The organism is Rathayibacter sp. SW19, assembly GCF_030866825.1.
GTDB classification, from domain to species: Bacteria; Actinomycetota; Actinomycetes; order Actinomycetales; family Microbacteriaceae; genus Rathayibacter_A; species Rathayibacter_A soli.
This window is the reverse complement of the sequence record NZ_CP133020.1, coordinates 3,183,464-3,203,132: the sequence shown is the minus strand read 5'-3', so window position 1 is coordinate 3,203,132 and position 19,669 is coordinate 3,183,464. Positions and strand designations below refer to the sequence as shown.

Sequence of the window (19,669 nt, the reverse complement as noted above, 5' to 3'; positions counted from 1 at the left end):
GCACCGTCACGGTGCTGACCGCGTGCGGCGTTCCACAGACCCGCTGCTGCGTTCCGTCGCCGGCGCTAGCCTGGAAACATGGCGGAGCGAACCGACAAGTCCAGGCGCGCGGCATCGTTCGATTCCGTGGCGGGCGTGTACGAGGAATCGCGCCCCGGGTATCCGCAGGAGGCAGTCGACTGGCTCGTGCCAGCGGATGCCGCCCGCGTTGCCGACGTCGGCGCGGGCACCGGCAAGTTCACGCGGCTGCTCGAGCGGCCCGGCCGCCAGCTGGTCGCAGTCGACCCGTCGCCGCACATGCTCGACGAGTTGCGTCGTGCCCTTCCCACGACGGATGCCCGTCTGGGCTCGGCCGAGCAGCTCCCGCTTGAGGACGCATCCGTTGACGCTGTCACGTTCGCACAATCCTGGCACTGGGTCGATGCGCCTGCGGCGACCGCAGAGGTCGCACGGGCGCTGCGGCCCGGCGGAACCCTCGGCCTGATCTGGAATCTGCGCGACGAGCGCGTCGAGTGGATGCGCGAACTCGGCGTGGCCATGCACGCCGACGGTGACCAGTTCACCGATGACGTCGGTGTTCCACAGGTTGGCGCACCATTCGCAGAACCCGAGGCAGCGCAATTCGGCTGGGCCAGCATGCTCACGCGCGAAGGGGTGCTCGATCTGGTCCGCTCGCGCAGTTACTTCGCGTTGATGACGGACGCCGAGCAGGATGCGACGCTGGATGCGGTTTCGGCCGTGCTTGCCAGGCATCCGCAGACCGCGGGGCGCGATTTCATCGAGTTTCCGTACGTCACGGTGTGCTTTCGCTACCGTCGTCCGTAACGGTTTCGCTGTGCGCCACTCTGCGCTGCGTGCGCCACTTCAACTGGCACACGCTGCCGGAATTGGCGCAGCGCGCCGAGCAGCGAGGTCGGCAATCGGCCCGCCGGTAGACTGGACCCCCGTGGCTCTCACTATTGGAATCGTCGGCCTGCCCAATGTCGGCAAGTCAACCCTGTTCAACGCGCTGACCAAGAATCAGGTGCTCGCGGCGAATTATCCGTTTGCGACGATCGAGCCGAACATCGGCGTCGTCAACCTCCCGGATGCACGGCTGGACAAGCTGGCCGAGATCTTCTCAAGCGAACGCATCCTGCCCGCTGCGGTCTCGTTCGTCGACATCGCCGGCATCGTGCGTGGTGCGAGCGAGGGGGAGGGGCTCGGCAACAAGTTCCTCGCGACGATTAGAGAAGCGGATGCGATTGCTCAAGTCGTGCGCGGATTCTCCGATCCCGATGTGGTGCACGTCGACGGGGCGGTCGACCCGAAGTCGGACCTGGAGACCATCAACACCGAGCTGATCCTCGCCGACTTGGAGACGCTTGAGAAGGCGATCAAGCGCTACGACAAGGAGGTGCGCGGAAAAAAGCTCGACGCATCCGTTCTCGCCGCGGCGCAGGAAGCGCTCGAGGTGCTGCAGAAAGGCACGCCGTTGTCGGCCGCATCGCTTGACCTCGCGCCGATCGCAGAACTCGGGCTGTTGACGGCGAAGCCGTTCATCTATGTCTTCAACGTCGATGAGGCCGTTCTGACGGATGCCGCCAAGAAGCAGGCGCTCGCCGATCTGGTCGCGCCGGCACAGGCCGTGTTCCTGGACGCGAAGATCGAGTCGGAACTGATCGATCTCGACCCGGCGGATGCTGCTGAGCTGCTCGCATCGACCGGTCAGGATGAGAGCGGGCTGGATCAGCTCGCGCGCATCGGCTTCGACACGCTCGGGCTGCAGACCTATCTGACAGCGGGCCCGAAAGAGTCGCGTGCCTGGACCATCCACAAGGGCTGGAAGGCCCCCCAAGCCGCCGGGGTGATTCACACCGACTTCGAGCGCGGCTTCATAAAGGCTGAGGTGATCTCATTCGAGGACCTGGTGGAGACCGGGTCTGTGCACGAGGCGCGCGCGAAGGGCAAGGCGCGCATGGAGGGCAAAGAATACGTCATGAAAGACGGCGACGTGGTCGAGTTCAGGTTTAACGTGTAGCGTTATTGACGCAGGGCGTTATATGCTGTTGGTGTGATCAGATCGTTCGCGGACCGTGACACCGAGCGTGTCTGGCGTCGCGAGCCGGCGAAGCGATTCGATCCGCGTATTCGCAAGACGGCGAATCGGAAGTTGCATCTGCTGGATGCGGCGACGACGTTGCAGGCGTTGCGTGTTCCGCCCGGCAACCGCTTGGAAGCGCTCAAGGGTGTATGGGCCGGTCAGCATAGTATTCGCATCAACGACCAGTGGCGGATCTGCGTCCGATGGACCGACGCCGGGCCCGAAGACGTCGCGATCGTCGACCACCACTGAGGAGCGATGATGTCTGAGAAGCTGTACCCGCCGATCCATCCGGGTGAAGTCCTAATGGAGGATTTCATCGGAGGCTTCGGCATCACGCAGAACAAGCTCGCCGTGTCGATCGGCGTCCCGCCGCGGCGGATCAATGAGATCGTGCACGGGAAGCGGGCCATCACAGCCGACACCGCACTGCGACTGGGACGGTATTTCGGGGTCGACCCGCAGTTCTGGCTCAACCTGCAGACGCAGTACGAGTTGGAACTCGCGGAGGATCGCGTGGCCGATCAGATCGCCGCGATCACGCCATTGAAGGTCGCATGACGGGTTGGCGCTCGGACCGTGTCGGCTCTGCCCGCGAGGGGACAACCCCGACCGTGCTTGATGAACTTGACGCTTCCGTTGCCGTGATCGGCAATGCTCAGTGGTTTCCCGACTTCTCCCTGAATTCCAGATCGCCCAGCCATTCATAGTGCGCGAAATGTCGGATTGCCGAGTCATTCCGACGTTTCGCGCACTATGAGTGACGCTCGCACCGGATCTCCGGCCGATTGCGGCTGACGGGTCGACAAAGGCTACGCGCGAGTGGATACGACCGGGCCACTCGAACTGGAGGGGGGCCGCGTGCGAGGATCGAGACATGCCGGAGTCCCCTGAGGTGCAGGCGCTTGTCGAGTTCGTTGCGATGCGCACAATCGGCCATACCATCCGCGAATTCGACGTTGTGGATTTCCCGTCGTACAAGTCGAGGTCGACGTCGCCCACCACTGCGACGGCCGCTCGCGTGCGCGCCGTTCGACGGCACGGCAAATATGTCGATGTAGAGCTCGAGGTTGCCGACGGTGATGGCGGGCGCGCATCGCACCTGGTCGTGAGCTTCGGGCGGCACGGTTGGTTGGCCTGGTACGACCGGATGGCGCGGGAACCCCACCTGCCCGCCGAGCCGTCATCGGCGCCCGCGGTCGGCCGGGTCAGCTTCGACGACGACAGCGGTTTCGACATCACCGATGGTGGCCAGTTTCGCAGCGTCGGCATCTGGATCGTCGGCAACCCGAGCGATGTTCCCGCGATCGCGCGGCTCGGCCCCGATCCGATCGATCCGGGCTTCACCCGTGAACAATTCGATCACCCGATCATCGGGCGGCGTAAGAAGCTCAAGGCTGTGCTGCAGGAGCAGGAATCGTTTGCAGGCATCGGCAACGCGTACTCGGACGAGATCCTGTTCCGCGCACGGCTCTCGCCGGCCATCCACGCGGCGACACTGTCGCTCGACGAGCGTGATGGACTGTATGACGCGATGATTCGGGAACTGCGCGAAGCGGTTGACGCCCGGCGCGGCGTCCCCATCGATCAGCTGAAAGCTGCGAAGGTCGCGGCGATGAAGGTGCACGGGCGCGCCGGCGAACCGTGCCCCGGCTGCGCCGGCACGATTCGTGACTTCACGTTCTCGGGCACGTCGGCGCAATACTGCCCCGAGTGCCAGACCGGCGGAACCGTGCTCTGACGATCGCCGACCGCATCCTGGGGTCCGCGGCGCGCAGGTCCGGGCCGGCCGCCCCCGGATCGGGCCGCTCTCTGAGTTTCTGGTGCGCAAGGTGTCGTTGTCATCTGGGCGAACGACACTTCGCGCACCACTTGCCGGCCTGAGGCGGCCCGCGACGGCTTGCGACGGCCGGGTAGCTGTCGACGGCCGATTTTGGCCGGTCGCTGCGCATGCCGGACGAGTAGGGTCGATTCACGGGGACAAGTCACGTGCGCCGACTGTGCGCAGGCGCGGGCCCTCGCAGGCATGGCCCCACGCATGTTAAGCACACGGAGGTTCACGAGCATGAGCAACCACACCTATCGCGTCACCGAGATCGTCGGCACGTCACCGGACGGTGTCGACCAAGCCATCAAGAACGGGCTCGCCCGGGCGTCGCAGACGCTTCGCGGCATCGACTGGTTCGAAGTCGTCTCGACCCGCGGCGAAGTCGAAGGCGGCACGGTCGCGCACTTTCAGGTCACCTTGAAGGTCGGCTTCAAACTCGAGGATGCCGACGGCTGAGCCCGCGCGTTCCGCGCCGCAACCCGCTGCAGCAGCCGGAGAGCTCGAGTTCGCGTCGGAGGGCGCCACGCTTCGAGGTCGCCTGACTCTGCCGGCCGGCGGGCATCCGGTGCCGACAATTGTGATGGCCCACGGTTTCTCCGCGACCGCGCGCGGGATGACCGCCGACCGGTACGCGGCCGCATTCGCGGACGCCGGATTCGGCACGTTCCTGTACGATCACCGCGGGTTCGGCCAGAGCGGCGGTGAGCCGCGCGGTGAGGTCAACACGTGGATCCAGGCGCGCGGATACCGCGACGCCCTCGACCTGGTTGCGCCGCTGCCCGGCGTTCGCGAAGACCGGCTGGCCCTGTGGGGCGACTCGTTCAGCGGCGGTGTTGCACTGGGCGTTGCCGCCGTCGATGCCCGCGTCACCGCACTGCTGCTGATTGCGCCGGCGTGCGGGCGAGACGTGCAACCCGATGATCCAGACGGCGAGCTCTACGCGCGCATGCGCGAGCGGATGCTGGTGGGCGACCCGCGCGCATCCGCCCCCGAGTGGCGTGGCCCGATGCCCGTCGTATCGGTCCACCCCGAGTCTGAGTCCGCCGCGCTTCCGGTCGCGAGCGCGTTCGACTGGTTCACCGAGTACGGCCTCAGGCCGGGCACGGGGTGGGAGAATCGCGTTGTGTTGACGGCGCCGCGACGGGACACGTGGCATCCGATGATCTGGGCTGCACACGTGCGAGCAGCAACCTGCACGATCCTCGGTGCGGGCGACGACATGCCGGGCGCGAGCGCCTTCGCCGCGCGGCGCACCTTCGAGCTGCTCGCCGGACGCAAAGAATTGCACGAGGTCGACGGTGGCCATTTCGGGATGCTGCGCTACCCGAGCGCGGTTTTCGATCGGGCTGCGGCGATTCAGGTCGCCTTCTTGAGAGGGTTGGAAGGTAGCGCGGCCACGATGTGATTGAGGCAGCCACGACAGTGATGCGTGAACCATGCTGGACGATCGGCGGTAGCGGCACTGAATAGCGTTGCATGAAATTGCGCATCAATTGATGATATCTTTGATGCAGGAGGTCAATCATGCGAACGACGGTGACACTCGATGACGACGTGGTCGCAAAGGCGGCTGAGCTCACCGGTCGCGCGGAGACTTCGGTGCTCGTGCGACTGGCCTTTGAAGCGTTGGTCGAGCGAGAGAGCGCTCGACGCTTGGCGTTGCTCGGTGGCAGCGACCCGCAGGCGTCCGCCGCGCCGCGACGGCGCGTTGCATAGTCGATGATATTGGTCGATACGGCGGTCTGGATCGACCACCTGCACCACGCGGAGCCGATGCTCCTCGAATTGCTGAAGCGGACCCAGGTTCTCGGGCATCCGATGGTCATCGGTGAACTGGCTCTTGGAAGCCTGCGTGATCGAGGAGACGTGCTCGGACTCCTTGCTCAGTTGCCATCGGCGACGGTTGCGACTCACGAGGAGGTGATGCAGCTCGTTCAGCAGCGGCGTCTGTTCGGCCAGGGCCTCAGCCTGGTCGACGCTCACCTTCTTGCTTCCACGCTACTGACACCCGGGGCCAACATCTGGACGCGTGACAAACGGCTGGCCGCCGCAGCCGCCGCGCTCGATGTGGCATTCGGACACGACGACTAACACGCAGACAGCCAGCCAGACAGCGAGCCAGAGGAGGATCGTGCCCGACCCGATAGTCGACAACCCCAGGCTTGCCGAAATCTACGACGCATTGGATCCGGACCGCAGCGACCTCGATGTGTATGCGGCGATGGTCGACGAGTTCGGCGCGCGGAGCGTTCTCGACATCGGATGCGGCACCGGTACGTTCGCCTGCATGCTCGCGCAGCGCGGATTCGACGTGACCGGCGTCGATCCCGCGGCCGCATCGCTCGACGTCGCGCGAACAAAATCTGGCGCAGAACGAGTGCGCTGGATCCGGGGCGACGCGACAACGCTGCCACGCCTTCACGTGGATCTCGCCGTGATGACGGCGAATGTGGCTCAGGTCTTCTTGACCGACGAAGCCTGGATGGCCACGCTTCAGGGCATCCTCGAAGCGCTACGACCAGCCGGACGGCTCATCTTCGAAGCCCGCGATCCTGCACGCAGAGCCTGGGAAGACTGGACGCGTGCGAAGTCATTCGTGCGCGTGGACATCCCCGGTATCGGAGTCGTTGAATCCTGGGACCAGGTCACTGCAGTTGACGGACCGTTGGTGACGTTCGGTGGCGAGACGACCTTCGAGTCGGATGGCGCCGTCGTCACCTCGCGCTCGACTCTGCGATTCCGGGATCGAGAAGAGATCACTGGCAGCCTGCAGGCATCCGAATTTCGCGTGGTCGAGGTGCGCGATGCGCCCGATCGACCTGGGCGTGAATTCGTCGTCGTGGCGGCGACGATAGCCGGCCGGGCCGACTAGCAACCAACAACAAGTGGCTCCGAGGGCGCGCACCTGCGTGCCCTCGGAGCCACTTGCACTTCTTGACACAAGGTCAGTTCGCGACGATGCCCTCTCCGCCCACAGCGCCGGGCACCGTGACCGTGCCAATGCTCTGGAGCGATCCGTTCGGGGCAACGCGGAATTCATCGACGTTGCCAGCGGCACCGGTCTGCACATACAGGTACTGGCCATCGCGCGAGACCGCAGCATCGACGGTACCGGCATCCGTCGGGGTGGTGCCGAGCGCGGTGAGCGCACCGTCTTGGCCGAGCTGGTAGCCGCTGAGGGTGCCGCTTCCGGCGTTGGATGCGTACACGAACTGACCGTCGATCACGAGCCAGCAGGTTGCTTTCTGGCCCGTCGCCTGCTCTGAGATCTTCGTCAGAGACCCGTCAGAATTGACCGTGAAGCTAGCAACCGAATTCGTGCCGGCTTCGCTGGTGACCAGCCGGCCGGCGGCGTCGAACTGGAATCCGAACGGGACTGCGCCCGGCAGGCTGGTCACGACCGGCAGCTGCGACGGCCCCAAGAGATTCATGGTGAACACATCGAACGAGCTCGTGCCGCCCTTGGTGGCAATCACGAGCTTTGACCCGTCGGGCGTGAACGCGATCTGGGCCGGCGTGCTGGTGAACTCAGGGGTGGCGTTCGGGTTCAGACCGAGTGCGCGATGCCACGCGGGCACGCTGATGAGATGACCGCCCAGGTTGAGGAAGCCTTGGATCGATCCGCCGCCGCGCGCGTTGAGCACGAAGACGCGGGCTCCGTGGGCCGCAATGCTGACCGGCGCCTCACCGTTGGATCCGATCACCTGACGTTGAATGAGCCGGTCGCCGAACTGAAGGAAGGAGGTAATCGTGTTGCTTCCTCCGTTCACCGCGAAGACGGCGTTGCCGTCCGCGGCCAAGGAACTCTGCGAGGCGAGATGGTCGACGACCGACCCGCCGAGCGCCACACCGAGGCCGCCGGTCGGGTACGTCCCTGCCTGCCGGAGGGTGCCGTCTGGCAAGCGATCGTAGCTGACGATCGCGTTGCCGGTCAGGCCGTCCGTCTGCACGAGTACGGTGCCGACCGGTCGGGCATTGGGTGCGTCTGCGGCGACAGTGTCCGCGTTTGCGGCGGTTGCACCCGCACCGATCAGGCTTGCGGTGGCGATCGCGGCCACACACAGTCGTGTTGCAATTTTCATGATCTTCCTCACTTCTTGTCTGGCCACGGAGGCCGGGGCTGGATGGTACTGCCGGAGTTCGCGCGCGCCGTTTCAGCTCGCCCGCAGTGGTTTCACCTCGCCACGATCAGCTGGCCACGAACACCTCGCCACAGTGGCGGCGCACGAACCAGATAAGCAGCCGGTGCGCGAGCGGAGGACGAAGCTTTCAGGCCCGTAACCGGATATTTCAGAGTCGTAAGAATTCGCTGTTCGCTTACACCGCTGGCCCGTCTACGCTCGGATCATGCAGTCTGGGGCGCGGATCATGGTCGTCGAAGACGATGCCACTGTGCGCACCGTCATCGCCGATCATCTCCGTGCGGCCGGATGCGATGTGGTCCAGCACGCAGACGGCGAAAGCGCCCTTGCCGCGGTGCACGAGCGGATGCCGGACCTCCTCATCCTCGACCGCATGCTTCCGCATATCGATGGCGACGAAGTGTGCCGACAGGTGCGCGCCGTCTCCGCTGTTCCGATCATCATGCTCACCGCGCTCGACAGCGTTGAGAGCCGCATCGAAGGGCTCGAAGGCGGCGCAGACGACTACCTGACGAAACCGTTCTCGCTTCGGGAATTGCAGCTTCGAGTCAATGCCCAGCTGCGCCGCACCGCCGCCGGTGCGGCGGCAGGAGCACCGCTGGAGTTCGCCGTCGGCCAGTTCCGAATCGACCCTGCGCACCGTCGGGTGTGGGTGGCGGGGCGTGAGATCGACCTGACCACCCGCGAGTACCAATTGTTCCTCTACCTTGCTCGCAACCCGCAGCGAGTGATCAGCCGGGAGGAGATCATGCGTGAAGTGTGGCAGTGGGGCTTCGGCGACGCATCGACGGTCACGGTGCATGTTCGCCGACTTCGCGAGAAGATTGAGCCGGATCCTCGGTTTCCGTGCTTCCTCATGACCGAGTGGGGCGCGGGCTATCGGCTGAGTGTCGACGGCGGAACATCGTGCTAGCGGCTCCTGCCTTCCTGCTCGTTGTGGCGACCACCCTTGCGGTGACCGCTTCCGTAACCGCTCTCACGCTCGTCGTGTTGCGAGCGGCGCGTCGCGCAGGCATCGCCGCCCGGCTTGCGATCGTGCTGGCCGGGGCCGTGCTCTCAATCACGGCTTCGGCTCTCGCCGTCGCCGCGGAGATGTATCTTTCGGCCCATGACCTGAACGTGCTCGGCTGGGTGATTGGGGTCTCCGCTGTCATGAGCGTTGCCGCCGCGTGGCTGGTCGCTCGTTCGGTTGTGCGGTCTTCGACGGCTGCCGTTGTCTCGTCAACTCGGCGCGTCGGCCGCGGCGACATCGTCGATGCGCCTGCGACCGGTCTGCGTGAGTTCGATGCGGTTGCGGCAGAGCTTGCGTCAACGTCACAGCGGTTGGCAGACGCACGTGCCCAAGTCGCCGAGCTCGATGAGGCGCGAAAGCAGTTCTTCGCGTGGATCTCCCACGATCTGCGCACACCGCTTGCCGGAATGCGCGCGATGGCCGAGGCGCTTGAAGAAGGCACAGCTCCCGACCCGCGCGCCTACGCCCGACTCATCCGGGGCAAGGTTGATAGTGTCACCCAATTGGTCGACGACCTCTTCGAGCTGTCCAAACTGCAGACGGGAACCCTGGAGCTCCATCCGGAAGCCGTCGTGCTCCTCGATCTGGTTTCGGATGCCGTTTCAGACGTTCAGACAGTCGCAGCGGGCCGAGGAATCCAGATTGCGCAAGACCGGATCGGCAGTCATATCATCTGGGCCGACCCGCGCGAGCTCACCCGCGCCATCGGGAACCTCCTGACCAACGGCGTGCGGCACGCCCCCGACAACAGCACGATCCTGATCCGAGCGGACACGTTGTCAGACGGCCAGCTCATCCTCAGCGTCATCGACCAGGGCCCGGGCGTGGCGGCGGAGAATCTCGGCCGAATGTTCGACGTCGGCTGGCGGGCGGACAGCTCTCGCACCGCCGATACCCCGGGGGCGTCCGCCGGCGCAGGTCTCGGGCTGGCAATCGTGCGCGGAATCGTCGAAGCGCACGGCGGCCGTGTTCAGGCGCGGCAAAGCGAGGCCGGTTTTCAACTGGATCTCATCTTGCCCCCCGTTGCTGCGTGAGCGACCCAGGATACTCGCCAGTCGCCCACTCCGCTTCGACCGTCGCCGGCCCGGTTCCGATGCAGGCCTAGGCTGGAAGCATGAATTTTCGTTACCTCGGCAACTCCGGTTTTAAGATCTCAGAAATCACATATGGCAACTGGCTGACGCATGGCTCGCAGATTGAAAACGACATCGCGTTCGCGTGTGTTCGCGCAGCTCTCGACGCAGGGATTACCACCTTCGACACCGCGGATGTCTACGCGAATACCGCGGCCGAGACCGTCCTGGGCGAGGCATTGAAAGGACAGCGACGCCAGTCGATCGAGATCTTCACCAAGGTGTTCGGCCCGACCGGGCCAAAAGGTCATAACGATGTCGGTCTGTCGCGCAAGCACATCTTGGAGTCAATCGACGGCTCGCTGACCAGGCTGCAGACCGACTACGTCGACCTGTACCAAGCACACCGCTATGACGTCGAGACTCCGCTCGAAGAGACAATGCAGGCGTTCGCGGATGTCGTGCGGGCCGGCAAGGCGCTCTACATCGGCGTGAGCGAATGGACGGCGCAGCAGCTGCGCGACGGTCACGCACTTGCGACACAGCTCGGCTTTCAGCTCATCTCGAACCAGCCGCAATACTCGGCGCTCTGGCGCGTCATCGAGGCGGAAGTCGTGCCGACCTCACGCGAACTCGGCATCTCGCAGATCGTCTGGTCCCCGATCGCGCAGGGTGTGCTCACCGGCAAATACAAGCCGGGAGCGGGCCTGCCGGAAGGCAGCCGGGCAACCGACACGAAGGGCGGCGCGAATATGGTCAAGCGTTTTCTGCGCGATGACGTGCTGACCCGGGTACAGAAGCTCACCCCGATCGCAGGCGAGCTCGGCCTGTCACTGGCGCAACTCGCGGTCGCCTGGGTTCTGCAGAACGACAACGTCGCATCCGCCATCATCGGGGCCTCCCGGCCGGAGCAAGTGCGGGAGAACGTGAGGGCGTCCGGTGTCACGATCCCGGCCGAACAACTTGCCCGGATCGACGTGGCGCTCGGCAACGTCGTAGAACGCGACCCCGCTCGTACTCTTGAGAGTTCTCCGAAGACGCGCGAGGCGTAATCCTCAGCGGCCGAAGGCCGCGGGCGCTCGTGCTATCCAGTTCCTGTGCGTCACTTGCTGCGTCGTGCGCCAGTTGAAATGGCGCTTGACGCACGAAGTGGCGCACCGGGCACGTCGACGCGAAAGAGAAACGGGTGGCAGGGCCGAAGCCCTGCCACCCGTTTTTTGGAAGTCTCGTTCGCCTTACAGCGGGCGGATGTTCTCTGCCTGAAGACCCTTGGGTCCGCGGACGACCTCGAACTCGACCTTCTGGTTCTCTTCGAGCGAGCGGAAGCCGCTTGCTGCGATCGCCGAGAAGTGCGCGAAGACGTCGGCGCTGCCGTCGTCCGGTGCGATGAAGCCGAAGCCCTTTTCCGAGTTGAACCACTTGACGGTTCCGGTTGCCATAATTTCTCCTTGAGAGTTTGCCAGGCCCCGACTGTCGGGACCCTTGTCGCGGTGTTCTTTTCCGCCCCTCAGAGAAGCGGCTTTCGGATCCGGGTGGACCGTGCGCCGCTTAAAATTCCTGCGTAACACAACAACTGCCGGTTAAGCGTAGCGTATGCCGTGCCAAAACGGCAGTCACAATATCAGATCGCGACTGAGCGTGATTGTGTGATGCCGTGCACCTGCTCGACGGCCGCACGCACAGCGTCTGCAACCTCGACGAGCGCCTGCCGGTCGATGTCGGCACCCCAGGAGAAGCGCACGGCGCTTTTCGCCACGTCCTCCGGGTAGCCGAGCGCGATGAGCACGTGCGACGGGTCGTCGCTGCCGGCAGCGCAGGCCGAACCGCTGGAAGACACAATGCCTCTTCGCTCAAGCTCGAGCAGCACCGACTCGCCGCTGGCGCCGGGGAAGACGAAGGACGCACTCGTCGGCAGACGCCGCTGGGGATGTCCCGTCAGTTCTGCGCCGGGCACGCGCGCGGTGACGGCCGCGATGAAGGCGTCACGCGCATCCGCCGCTTGGTTGGCATTGTGCCGGCGATCTTGCTCGGCTAGCTGCACGGCGCGAGCGAGCGCGACCGCTCCCGCGAGATTCTCTGTGCCGGACCTTTTACCGCGCTCCTGCCCGCCGCCGTGCAACACCGGCTCGAGAGGGATGCGTCCGCGCACGAACAGCGCACCGATGCCTTTGGGAGCCCCGAGTTTGTGACCGGCGATGCTCAGTGCGTCGACGCCGAGTGTCGCGACTGAGCAGTCCAGCCAGCCGGCCGCCTGCACTGCATCGGTGTGGAAGGGAACTCCGACAGCGTGTGAGGCGGCGGTGAGCTCGGAGATCGGCTGCACCGTGCCGATCTCGTTGTTCGCGTACATGACGGTGGCTAGCGTTGTGTCGGGGCGCAGGAGGGCGGTGAATGACTCGAGCGACACGATGCCGTGCCGGTCCACCTCAGCGAAGCTGACGTCGAACCCGTGAAAGCGGCGCAGATACTCGATGCTTTCCAGGACGGCCTCGTGTTCGATCCGGGTGGTGACGATATGCCGCCCACACGGTGTTGCCAGGGCGATGCCCTTGACGGCCAGATTGTCCGCCTCGGTTCCGCCCGAGGTGAAGATCACGTCGTTCGCGCGGCAGCCGAGCCAGGCTGCAACCCGCTTGCGTGCATCCGTCAGTGCGCGCGCGGCCACCTCGCCGACAGAGTGATGGCTGGACGCGTTGCCGTAACTGCTGGTCAAATAGGGCCACGCTGCCTCAAGCACGTCTCGGCGCACCGGAGTGGTGGCCGCTGCGTCCAGGTAGATCATGCGGGATCACCGCCGGCATGATCGACGACGATGTCGAGTCCGAGATCCAAGGAACGCACACTGTGCGTCAGGGCGCCCGCCGAGATGATATCCACGCCCGTTCGGGCGATCGCGCCGACTGTTTCCAGGCTCACGTTGCCGCTCGCCTCAACGATGCATCGGCCGTCGATCAGCGCAACGCCTTGCCGCAGTTCGTCGAGCGAAAAGTTGTCAAGCATGATTGTGTCGACCCCGGCGGCGAGCACCGGTTCGATCTGGTCGATGCGGTCGACTTCGACTTCGAAGTGCGTGGTGTGCGACAGCCTCGATCGCGCCAGACGCAGCGCCTCGGTGAGGTCGAGACCGCCGGCAGTCAGCAGCACGAGATGGTTGTCCTTGGCCATCACGGCATCCGACAGCGAGAAGCGGTGGTTATGACCGCCGCCACAAACGACAGCGTGCCGCTCGAGCGCACGCAGCCCGGGCGTCGTCTTACGGGTGTCGACGACGCGCGCGCCGGTGCCGGCAGTCTCTGCCACGAATGCGGCGGTCAGGGTTGCGATGCCGCTCATCCGTTGCACGAGGTTGAGCGCGACCCGCTCGGCCCGCAGCACACCGCGCGCGGGACCCACGACGGATGCCAGCGTGTCACCCTTCGCGAACGCGCCGCCTTCGTCGATCAGCAGCGTTGTCGTGGTCGACGGGTCGGTCGCCGCCATCGTGGCGGTGAACACGGCGCCGCCGCTGAAGATGCCGGGTTCTCGCGCGATCAGTGTGGCGTGCGCTGCCGCCGCCTGCGGGATGAGCAGCTCGCTGGTGATATCGCCCCAGGGGGCATCCTCGGCGAGCGCGTTGCGCACAACGTTGTCAATGAGCTGCGGGGTCAGCATCTGAGGGCGTCCTCTCGAGTCCAGGTGAGATGGCGTTCGAATTCGGCGGATGTCCGTGGAAAGTCCGAGCGTGCGTGGGCACCCCGCGACTCGGTGCGCTCGCACGCCGAGTGCACAAGAATCCTGGCGAGTTCAAGCAGATTCGCATCTTCAAGCTGCTCGATCGTGGCGGATGCCGGATCCACACCACGCCACGCGCTGAGGGTGACTGCCGCGCGCTCGAGCGAGTCGCCCGAGCGAAGCACGCCTGCGGCGTCCCACATGAGCTGCTGCATCGCGCTCCGGTCGACGACCTCGTTGGTCGAGCGGTGCCCTGAGGAGGCCCAGTCCCTGAGCTTGCCGAAGGGCGGCCGTCTCGAAGGGTAGGGAGCGCTAGCGACTGTATCGAGACCCCGTCCGCCGATGTCTTTCGCCGCACGCGCAGCGAACACGAGCCCCTCCAGGAGGGAGTTCGACGCGAGCCGGTTGGCGCCGTGCACACCGGTGCAAGCCGCCTCGCCGACGGCGTAGAGGCCAGGCAGCGACGTGCGTCCGTTGAGGTCGGTTGCGATTCCGCCCATCCAGTAGTGGGCGGCAGGGGTGACTGGAACCGGCTCGTGGGCCCAGTCGAACCCGGCCGCCCGCGTTGCCGCATCGATCGTCGGGAATCGTTCCGCCAGGAAGGATCTGCCGAGCGCTGTCGCGTCCAGAAGAACCGGCCTACCGCCCTGCGTCGCCATCTCTGCCGCGATCGAACGCGCGACGACGTCGCGCGGCGCGAGTTCGGCATCCGGATGAACGCCGCGCATGAACCGGTCGCCGGCAGCGTTGAGCAGCACGGCACCCTCGCCGCGGACGGCCTCCGACACCAAGAAGTTGCCCGGCACAGCCAGCGCGGTGGGGTGGAACTGGTAGAACTCGACATCGGCCAGCGTGGCGCCTGCTCGCCAAGCCGCTGCGATTCCGTCCCCGGTCGCGGCTTCGGGGTTGGTCGTGTGCCGGTACAGCTGTCCCGCTCCTCCTGTCGCAAGGATGACCGTGTCGGCGAACGCGCGCTCTGTGGCATCGCCGCATCGCAGCTGCACACCGACGACATGACCGGCGTCGACCTCCAGGTCGGTCAGGAACGCATTTTCGGCCACGGCGACGGTGGATGCGCGCACCACGTCCACCAGCGACTTCTCTATTGCGGCTCCGGTCGCGTCGCCACCTGCGTGGAGCACGCGAGCGTGCGTATGAGCGGCCTCAAGCCCGCGGGCCAGGTTGCCGCCTTGACGATCAAAATGCACACCGGAGGCGATCAGGTCGCGGATTCCGTCGGCCGCGCCGGTGCACAGTGCCTCCGCGGCCGCGTAGTCAGACAGGCCTGCCCCAGCGCGGAGCGTGTCGAGGATGTGTGCTTCGGTGCTGTCCGATTCGCGCGCCCTTTCCCCGCCGTCGACGGGAGCGCCGAGCCCTGCCGACAGCACGGCAGCGATGCCGCCCTGCGCGAAGCGCGTATTGCTGTCGCAGAGCGTTGCTTTCGTGATCAGGGTCACGCTGTGCGTTGCACTCAGTCTCAGGGCGGCGCTCAGGCCGGCAATACCGCTCCCGACGACGATGACGGATGGCATCTCACGCGGCCGAGACGCTACCGGGTCGGGCCGCAAGCATCCGTTCGAGAGCGATTCGAGCGGGAACGGCAACGGAGTCCGGAACGGTGATCTGGTTCAGCACCTGACCGCGCACCAGTCCTTCGAGCACCCAGGCCAGGTACCCGGGGTGGATCCGGTACATCGTCGAGCACGGGCAGACGACCGAGTCCAGGCAGAAGATCGTGTGCTCCGGGTGCTGTGCCGCCAGGCGCTGCACCAGGTTGATCTCGGTTCCGATCGCGAAGACCGATCCGGCGGGAGCGGACTCGATCGCTCTGCGGATGTAGTCGGTTGAGCCGTACTCGTCCGCCGCGTCCACAACCGGGGCCGGGCACTCCGGGTGCACGATGACGCGCACATCGGGATATTCGGCGCGAGCATTCTCGATCTGCTGCACCGTGAACCGCTTGTGCACGGAGCAGAACCCATGCCAGAGAATGACCCGCGCTCCGTTCAATGCCGCTTCATCGTTGCCGCCGAACAGTTGCCGGGGGTTCCACATGGGCATCTGCTCGGCGGTGATGCCCATTGCGTTCGCGGTGTTGCGGCCGAGATGCTGGTCGGGAAAGAACAGCACCCGCTGCCCGCGGTCGAACGCCCAGTCGAGTACGGCCGCGGCATTCGATGAGGTGCACACGATGCCGCCGTTCCTACCGCAGAACGCTTTGAGATCGGCGGAGGAGTTCATATACGTCACCGGGATGACCGGAACGCGCCCTGCGGCATCCGGTTCGGTGCCGTACAGCTCCTCAAGTTGTTCCCAGCATTCCTCGACCGAATCGAGATCAGCCATGTCGGCCATCGAGCAACCGGCTGCAAGATTGGGCAGGATCACCTTCTGTTGCGGGCCGGTGAGAATGTCAGCAGTCTCTGCCATGAAGTGCACACCGCAGAAGACGATCGCCTCGACCTCGGGCTTGGCTTTGGCCGCGTTGGCGAGCTGAAACGAATCTCCAACGAAGTCTGCGTATTGCACGACTTCGTCGCGCTGGTAGAAGTGGCCGAGCACGACGACCCTCTCGCCGAGCGTTTCTTTGGCCGCGTGGATGCGGTTGCGCAGCTCCTCTGCGCTGGCAGTTTTGTATTCGTCGGGGAGCTCACCTTGAACGGGTGCGTCGGCCGGTAACGGGTCGGCGTTCGAGGCGCCTGGGCCATACCCGACATCCTTCGGGTCATACTCCCATGGAGCCTCGACGAGGTGGGGGTCGCAGATCGCCCCGTCCTGCTCGCCGGCGTCGATCAGTTTGATGTTCAGGTCGACGGATGCCGTGATGGTCATGTCGAGCGCTCCTTACTCGGGGATTCTCTGTTCTCAGAAATTCGCGGATGCCGCGGATGTCTGCGGCGCCGGGAATTGAGGGTCGGCTGCGGTGTTGTACCGATAGAGCCGGGGTGGCCGATGTCGTGTGCCGGTGACGCGCTCGCCGGTGTCCACGATCGCCGCGGATGCCTCCATGGTGCGGCGGAAGTTGGCAGGATCCAGCCGTCGACCGAGCACGGCCTCGTGCACCTCACGCAGTTGCGCGATGGTGAAGGTGTCGCCGAGCAGTGTGTGCGCGATGCGGCTGTACTCCATCTTGTTGCGCAACCGCCAGAGCGCGTACTCGACGATCGTGTTGTGATCGAATGCCAGAGTCGGCAGTTCGTCTGCCGGAAACCAGCGCACATTCTGGCCGACGAGCGCGCGGCGGGCTTCGTTCGAGTTGACGAGCGCCCAGTACACGATCGAGACGACGCGATCGTCGGGTGAGCGGTCAACGTCTCCGAACGCATAGAGCTGTTCGAGGTAGGTCGGAACGAGGGCGGTGGTCTCCTGCAGGGACCGGCGCGCGGCATCCGCAAGTCCTTCGGTGCCGCCGAGCGGTCCGCCGGGCAGCGCCCACTTGCCGTCGTATGGCTCGCGGATGCGGCGCACCAGCGGAAGCCACAGCGTCGGCTCGTGCCCTGCCCCGCCGAATCGATCGTCTGTGCGCAGGGCGAAGATGACCGTCGATACAGCCAGCGTCACGTGCGCCGCGCGTTCCTCGTCGGTCATGATTGCTCGCATCATCCGTTCAGGTTGATAAGACTATAACTGTGAGTATAGCTATAGGTTTGACTGACTCTAACGTGCATATCGAGCAGCGTCCCTTCCGGTGGCCGAGTAGCCCGCGGAACGTGCGCTCTCGTCGAGTACACGTCGCAGTGCTCGCACACGATAGGCTAGGTGTGCGCATTGGCGCGACTGTTGCAACTGAGCAATTCCAACTGAGCAATTCCAACTGAACACTTCAAACTGAACACTGGGCCGAAATGATCGATGCGGGAGAGTCCGTCGCACAGCGAACGGGCACCGAAGGAGCAATCCTCCCCGACAATCTCTCAGGTATCCCTACCGCGTCGAGCTGGCCACTCTGAAAAGCGAATTTCGCTTCGCGAAATTCGGGTTGAGAAAGCCGCCCGCGGCCGTCTCGAAACCTGAACATCTTGCGCAACGACGTTCCGCCCACGGTGAAAGCTGCTCTTACCGAACTCCGCCAGGACTCGGGGGGTGGAGCGAAACTCTCAGGCCGGATGACAGAGGGGGAGTTCCCGATGCGGGCCCGCGTAGCGTGCACCGCACCACTCTCGCGCTGGGCACGGCTCGCGCAGACCGGAGAACTCATGACCTCGTCAGAATCGCCACGCCAGGAAGAGCAACACGAAGAGCGCGCGGAAGAGCCCGCGGAGCGATTGTCTCCGCTTAACGATGCGCACGTCGCGGCTGGTGCGAACTTCACCGACTTTGCCGGCTGGCAGATGCCGGTGCGCTACACCAGCGATCTCGCAGAGCACCGCGCAGTTCGTACCGCTGCCGGGCTGTTCGACCTCTCGCACATGGCCGAGATACTGGTCCTGGGGGCGGAAGCCGGTGTCGCTCTGGATCACGCCCTCGCCGGTAAGATCTCCGCTGTCGCACTCGGGCAGGCGAAGTACAGTCTGTTGCTGCATCCGGCAGGCGGAATCATCGACGACCTCGTCGTGTATCGCACGGGCGAGGATCGGTTCATGGTTGTCGCAAACGCCGCGAACCGTGAGATCGTCGCGACGGAGCTGCGCGCCCGCACCGCAGGCTTCGACGTCGACACCTACGACGAGAGCGACGATGTCGCACTGATTGCCGTGCAGGGGCCCGCTGCCTTGAGCATCCTCGGCGCGGTCGAAGGCTTCGCGGTCGAGGGCGGCCGTCCTGATGGGGCAGAGTTCGCCCGAACGCTCACGGAGTTGCGGTACTACTGGTCGTTCGCGGGGCTGTTCCGCGAACACCCCGTGTTGTTCGCCCGCACCGGATACACCGGGGAAGACGGTTTCGAACTCTACATCGCGCCCGACGACGCACAGGAACTGTGGGACGCGCTGCTGGAGGCCGGCGCTGCGCACGGCCTTGTTCCTGCAGGCCTCGCCAGCCGTGACACACTCCGTCTCGAGGCAGGCATGCCGCTCTACGGCCACGAGCTCGGTCTCGACACCTTCCCAGCCCAGGCCGGGCTCGGCCGCGTCGTCAACCTCGCCAAGGATGTCGACTTCGTCGGCCGTTCAGCCAGTGAAGATGGCCCGTCAGCGGATGCCCCGGTGCTGGTTGGTCTCGTCGGTGACGGCAAGCGTGCCGCCCGCGCCGGCTACGAGGTCTTCGCCGCAGCATCTGACACGTCATCGCAGAGTGAAACCGGGGCAGCGATCGGCACGATCACCTCCGGTGCACTCTCGCCGACACTCGGCCACCCGATCGCCCTCGCCTATGTGGCGCCGGCTTTCGCCACACCCGGCACAGAACTGACCGTGGACATTCGCGGCAGCAAACTCCGATTCACCGTCACAAAGCTCCCGTTCTACAGCAGAAAGAAGAACTGATCATGGCCGCCCCAGAAACTGGTAACCCCGAGGACCTCGTTTACACGGCAGAGCACGAATGGCTGCGCATCGACGGCAGTATCGCCACCGTCGGAATCACGGATTACGCCGCTGAGAAGCTCGGTGACGTCGTCTTCGTCGAGCTGCCGGACGTCGGCAGCGCTGCGGCCGAGGGAAAAGTCGTCGGTGAGATCGAGTCGACGAAGTCGGTCGGCGAATTGTTCGCCCCGGCGAATGGCACGATCACGGAAGCGAACGAAGCTGTCGTGGCCTCCCCGGAGCTGGTCAACAGCGACCCGTTCGGTGATGGCTGGTTGATCAAAATCGAACTGGCCGGCGACGCGCCCACGTTCCTGAGCGCATCCGAGTACACCGCGCTGGTTGGGGAGTAGCAGCG

At 65.1% G+C, this 19,669-nt stretch carries 22 protein-coding genes and 1 riboswitch; of the genes, 15 read left to right on the top strand and 7 right to left on the bottom strand.

The window, feature by feature from the left end:
- Nucleotides 1–78 precede the first annotated feature (78 nt).
- From QU604_RS14995 to QU604_RS14950, 10 genes are all read left to right on the top strand, one after another.
- A complete protein-coding gene (locus tag QU604_RS14995) occupies nucleotides 79–825 on the top strand; it encodes a class I SAM-dependent methyltransferase (RefSeq protein WP_308465425.1) in 747 nt (248 codons plus the stop codon).
- A gap of 121 nt (nucleotides 826–946) precedes the next feature.
- Entirely contained in the window at nucleotides 947–2,020 is a 1,074-nt protein-coding gene (gene ychF, locus QU604_RS14990) for a redox-regulated ATPase YchF (RefSeq protein WP_308465424.1), read from the top strand.
- A 33-nt stretch (nucleotides 2,021–2,053) separates the two neighbouring features.
- Nucleotides 2,054–2,335 (top strand): type II toxin-antitoxin system RelE/ParE family toxin, encoded by a 282-nt coding sequence (locus QU604_RS14985; RefSeq protein ID WP_308465423.1) that lies wholly within the window; start codon nucleotides 2,054–2,056, stop codon nucleotides 2,333–2,335.
- Between the two features lie 9 nt (nucleotides 2,336–2,344).
- Nucleotides 2,345–2,644 (top strand): HigA family addiction module antitoxin, encoded by a 300-nt coding sequence (locus QU604_RS14980; protein WP_308468933.1) that lies wholly within the window; start codon nucleotides 2,345–2,347, stop codon nucleotides 2,642–2,644.
- Nucleotides 2,645–2,960: 316 nt separating this feature from the next.
- Nucleotides 2,961–3,824, top strand: coding sequence for a DNA-formamidopyrimidine glycosylase family protein (locus QU604_RS14975; RefSeq protein WP_308465422.1), 864 nt, complete (start codon nucleotides 2,961–2,963; stop codon nucleotides 3,822–3,824).
- 324 nt (nucleotides 3,825–4,148) lie between these two features.
- Nucleotides 4,149–4,367, top strand: a complete 219-nt coding sequence (locus tag QU604_RS14970; RefSeq protein ID WP_308465421.1) for a dodecin — start codon at nucleotides 4,149–4,151, stop codon at nucleotides 4,365–4,367.
- Complete coding sequence (locus tag QU604_RS14965) at nucleotides 4,354–5,316, top strand: alpha/beta hydrolase (RefSeq protein ID WP_308465420.1); 963 nt, start codon at nucleotides 4,354–4,356, stop codon at nucleotides 5,314–5,316. Before QU604_RS14970 ends, QU604_RS14965 begins: the two co-directional genes overlap by 14 nt.
- Before the next feature lie 119 nt (nucleotides 5,317–5,435).
- Nucleotides 5,436–5,627, top strand: a complete 192-nt coding sequence (locus tag QU604_RS14960) for a type II toxin-antitoxin system VapB family antitoxin (protein WP_308465419.1) — start codon at nucleotides 5,436–5,438, stop codon at nucleotides 5,625–5,627.
- Between the two features lie 3 nt (nucleotides 5,628–5,630).
- Nucleotides 5,631–6,002 carry a type II toxin-antitoxin system VapC family toxin gene (locus tag QU604_RS14955; RefSeq protein WP_308465418.1) on the top strand — a complete coding sequence of 124 codons (372 nt, stop codon included), beginning with the start codon at nucleotides 5,631–5,633 and terminating at the stop codon, nucleotides 6,000–6,002.
- 40 nt (nucleotides 6,003–6,042) lie between these two features.
- Nucleotides 6,043–6,783, top strand: coding sequence for a class I SAM-dependent methyltransferase (locus QU604_RS14950; RefSeq protein ID WP_308465417.1), 741 nt, complete (start codon nucleotides 6,043–6,045; stop codon nucleotides 6,781–6,783).
- A 73-nt stretch (nucleotides 6,784–6,856) separates the two neighbouring features.
- Here QU604_RS14950 and QU604_RS14945 read toward each other — a convergent pair whose 3' ends face one another.
- On the bottom strand, nucleotides 6,857–7,993 hold the full coding sequence (locus QU604_RS14945; protein WP_308465416.1) for a lactonase family protein: 1,137 nt from the start codon (nucleotides 7,991–7,993) through the stop codon (nucleotides 6,857–6,859).
- 265 nt (nucleotides 7,994–8,258) lie between these two features.
- Between QU604_RS14945 and QU604_RS14940 the strand changes: the two genes are divergently transcribed.
- The 3 genes from QU604_RS14940 to QU604_RS14930 all read left to right on the top strand — a co-directional run bounded on the left by QU604_RS14940 (nucleotide 8,259) and on the right by QU604_RS14930 (nucleotide 11,190).
- Nucleotides 8,259–8,966, top strand: a complete 708-nt coding sequence (locus QU604_RS14940; RefSeq protein ID WP_308465415.1) for a response regulator transcription factor — start codon at nucleotides 8,259–8,261, stop codon at nucleotides 8,964–8,966.
- The gene (locus QU604_RS14935; protein WP_308465414.1) at nucleotides 8,960–10,099 is read left to right on the top strand and encodes a sensor histidine kinase; all 1,140 of its coding nucleotides are present in this window, start codon (nucleotides 8,960–8,962) and stop codon (nucleotides 10,097–10,099) included. The genes QU604_RS14940 and QU604_RS14935 overlap by 7 nt, the downstream gene beginning before the upstream one ends.
- A gap of 80 nt (nucleotides 10,100–10,179) precedes the next feature.
- A complete protein-coding gene (locus tag QU604_RS14930; RefSeq protein WP_308465413.1) occupies nucleotides 10,180–11,190 on the top strand; it encodes an aldo/keto reductase family protein in 1,011 nt (336 codons plus the stop codon).
- A 183-nt stretch (nucleotides 11,191–11,373) separates the two neighbouring features.
- Here QU604_RS14930 and QU604_RS14925 read toward each other — a convergent pair whose 3' ends face one another.
- The 6 genes from QU604_RS14925 to QU604_RS14900 all read right to left on the bottom strand — a co-directional run bounded on the left by QU604_RS14925 (nucleotide 11,374) and on the right by QU604_RS14900 (nucleotide 17,452).
- A complete protein-coding gene (locus tag QU604_RS14925; protein WP_308465412.1) occupies nucleotides 11,374–11,577 on the bottom strand; it encodes a cold-shock protein in 204 nt (67 codons plus the stop codon).
- 182 nt (nucleotides 11,578–11,759) lie between these two features.
- On the bottom strand, nucleotides 11,760–12,920 hold the full coding sequence (locus QU604_RS14920; RefSeq protein WP_308465411.1) for a cysteine desulfurase family protein: 1,161 nt from the start codon (nucleotides 12,918–12,920) through the stop codon (nucleotides 11,760–11,762).
- Nucleotides 12,917–13,789 (bottom strand): carboxylating nicotinate-nucleotide diphosphorylase, encoded by an 873-nt coding sequence (gene nadC, locus QU604_RS14915; RefSeq protein WP_308465410.1) that lies wholly within the window; start codon nucleotides 13,787–13,789, stop codon nucleotides 12,917–12,919. The genes QU604_RS14920 and nadC overlap by 4 nt, the downstream gene beginning before the upstream one ends.
- The gene (gene nadB, locus QU604_RS14910) at nucleotides 13,783–15,381 is read right to left on the bottom strand and encodes an L-aspartate oxidase (protein ID WP_308465409.1); all 1,599 of its coding nucleotides are present in this window, start codon (nucleotides 15,379–15,381) and stop codon (nucleotides 13,783–13,785) included. The genes nadC and nadB overlap by 7 nt, the downstream gene beginning before the upstream one ends.
- Nucleotide 15,382: 1 nt before the next feature.
- On the bottom strand, nucleotides 15,383–16,681 hold the full coding sequence (gene nadA, locus QU604_RS14905) for a quinolinate synthase NadA (RefSeq protein ID WP_308465408.1): 1,299 nt from the start codon (nucleotides 16,679–16,681) through the stop codon (nucleotides 15,383–15,385).
- Nucleotides 16,682–16,714: 33 nt separating this feature from the next.
- Nucleotides 16,715–17,452 carry an NUDIX hydrolase gene (locus QU604_RS14900; RefSeq protein ID WP_409349969.1) on the bottom strand — a complete coding sequence of 246 codons (738 nt, stop codon included), beginning with the start codon at nucleotides 17,450–17,452 and terminating at the stop codon, nucleotides 16,715–16,717.
- Nucleotides 17,453–17,694: 242 nt separating this feature from the next.
- Nucleotides 17,695–17,789: riboswitch (glycine riboswitch) on the top strand.
- 256 nt (nucleotides 17,790–18,045) lie between these two features.
- On the opposite strand from QU604_RS14900, the gene gcvT reads away from it, so the two are divergent.
- Nucleotides 18,046–19,272, top strand: a complete 1,227-nt coding sequence (gcvT, locus tag QU604_RS14895; protein ID WP_308465407.1) for a glycine cleavage system aminomethyltransferase GcvT — start codon at nucleotides 18,046–18,048, stop codon at nucleotides 19,270–19,272.
- 2 nt (nucleotides 19,273–19,274) lie between these two features.
- Nucleotides 19,275–19,664 (top strand): glycine cleavage system protein GcvH, encoded by a 390-nt coding sequence (gene gcvH / locus QU604_RS14890; protein ID WP_308465406.1) that lies wholly within the window; start codon nucleotides 19,275–19,277, stop codon nucleotides 19,662–19,664.
- The last annotated feature ends 5 nt before the right edge of the window (nucleotides 19,665–19,669 follow it).

Bases quoted from the DNA above. Each gene is read 5' to 3' on its own strand.
- QU604_RS14995 (WP_308465425.1), top strand. From the start codon at position 79: ATGGCGGAGCGAACCGACAAGTCCAGGCGCGCGGCATCGTTCGATTCC.
- QU604_RS14980 (WP_308468933.1), top strand. From the start codon at position 2,345: ATGTCTGAGAAGCTGTACCCGCCGATCCATCCGGGTGAAGTCCTAATG.
- QU604_RS14975 (WP_308465422.1), top strand. From the start codon at position 2,961: ATGCCGGAGTCCCCTGAGGTGCAGGCGCTTGTCGAGTTCGTTGCGATG.
- QU604_RS14970 (WP_308465421.1), top strand. From the start codon at position 4,149: ATGAGCAACCACACCTATCGCGTCACCGAGATCGTCGGCACGTCACCG.
- QU604_RS14965 (WP_308465420.1), top strand. From the start codon at position 4,354: ATGCCGACGGCTGAGCCCGCGCGTTCCGCGCCGCAACCCGCTGCAGCA.
- QU604_RS14960 (WP_308465419.1), top strand. From the start codon at position 5,436: ATGCGAACGACGGTGACACTCGATGACGACGTGGTCGCAAAGGCGGCT.
- QU604_RS14955 (WP_308465418.1), top strand. From the start codon at position 5,631: ATGATATTGGTCGATACGGCGGTCTGGATCGACCACCTGCACCACGCG.
- QU604_RS14945 (WP_308465416.1), bottom strand. From the start codon at position 7,993: ATGAAAATTGCAACACGACTGTGTGTGGCCGCGATCGCCACCGCAAGC.
- QU604_RS14940 (WP_308465415.1), top strand. From the start codon at position 8,259: ATGCAGTCTGGGGCGCGGATCATGGTCGTCGAAGACGATGCCACTGTG.
- QU604_RS14930 (WP_308465413.1), top strand. From the start codon at position 10,180: ATGAATTTTCGTTACCTCGGCAACTCCGGTTTTAAGATCTCAGAAATC.
- QU604_RS14925 (WP_308465412.1), bottom strand. From the start codon at position 11,577: ATGGCAACCGGAACCGTCAAGTGGTTCAACTCGGAAAAGGGCTTCGGC.
- QU604_RS14920 (WP_308465411.1), bottom strand. From the start codon at position 12,920: ATGATCTACCTGGACGCAGCGGCCACCACTCCGGTGCGCCGAGACGTG.
- nadC (WP_308465410.1), bottom strand. From the start codon at position 13,789: ATGCTGACCCCGCAGCTCATTGACAACGTTGTGCGCAACGCGCTCGCC.
- nadB (WP_308465409.1), bottom strand. From the start codon at position 15,381: ATGCCATCCGTCATCGTCGTCGGGAGCGGTATTGCCGGCCTGAGCGCC.
- nadA (WP_308465408.1), bottom strand. From the start codon at position 16,681: ATGACCATCACGGCATCCGTCGACCTGAACATCAAACTGATCGACGCC.
- QU604_RS14900 (WP_409349969.1), bottom strand. From the start codon at position 17,452: ATGATGCGAGCAATCATGACCGACGAGGAACGCGCGGCGCACGTGACG.
- gcvT (WP_308465407.1), top strand. From the start codon at position 18,046: ATGACCTCGTCAGAATCGCCACGCCAGGAAGAGCAACACGAAGAGCGC.
- gcvH (WP_308465406.1), top strand. From the start codon at position 19,275: ATGGCCGCCCCAGAAACTGGTAACCCCGAGGACCTCGTTTACACGGCA.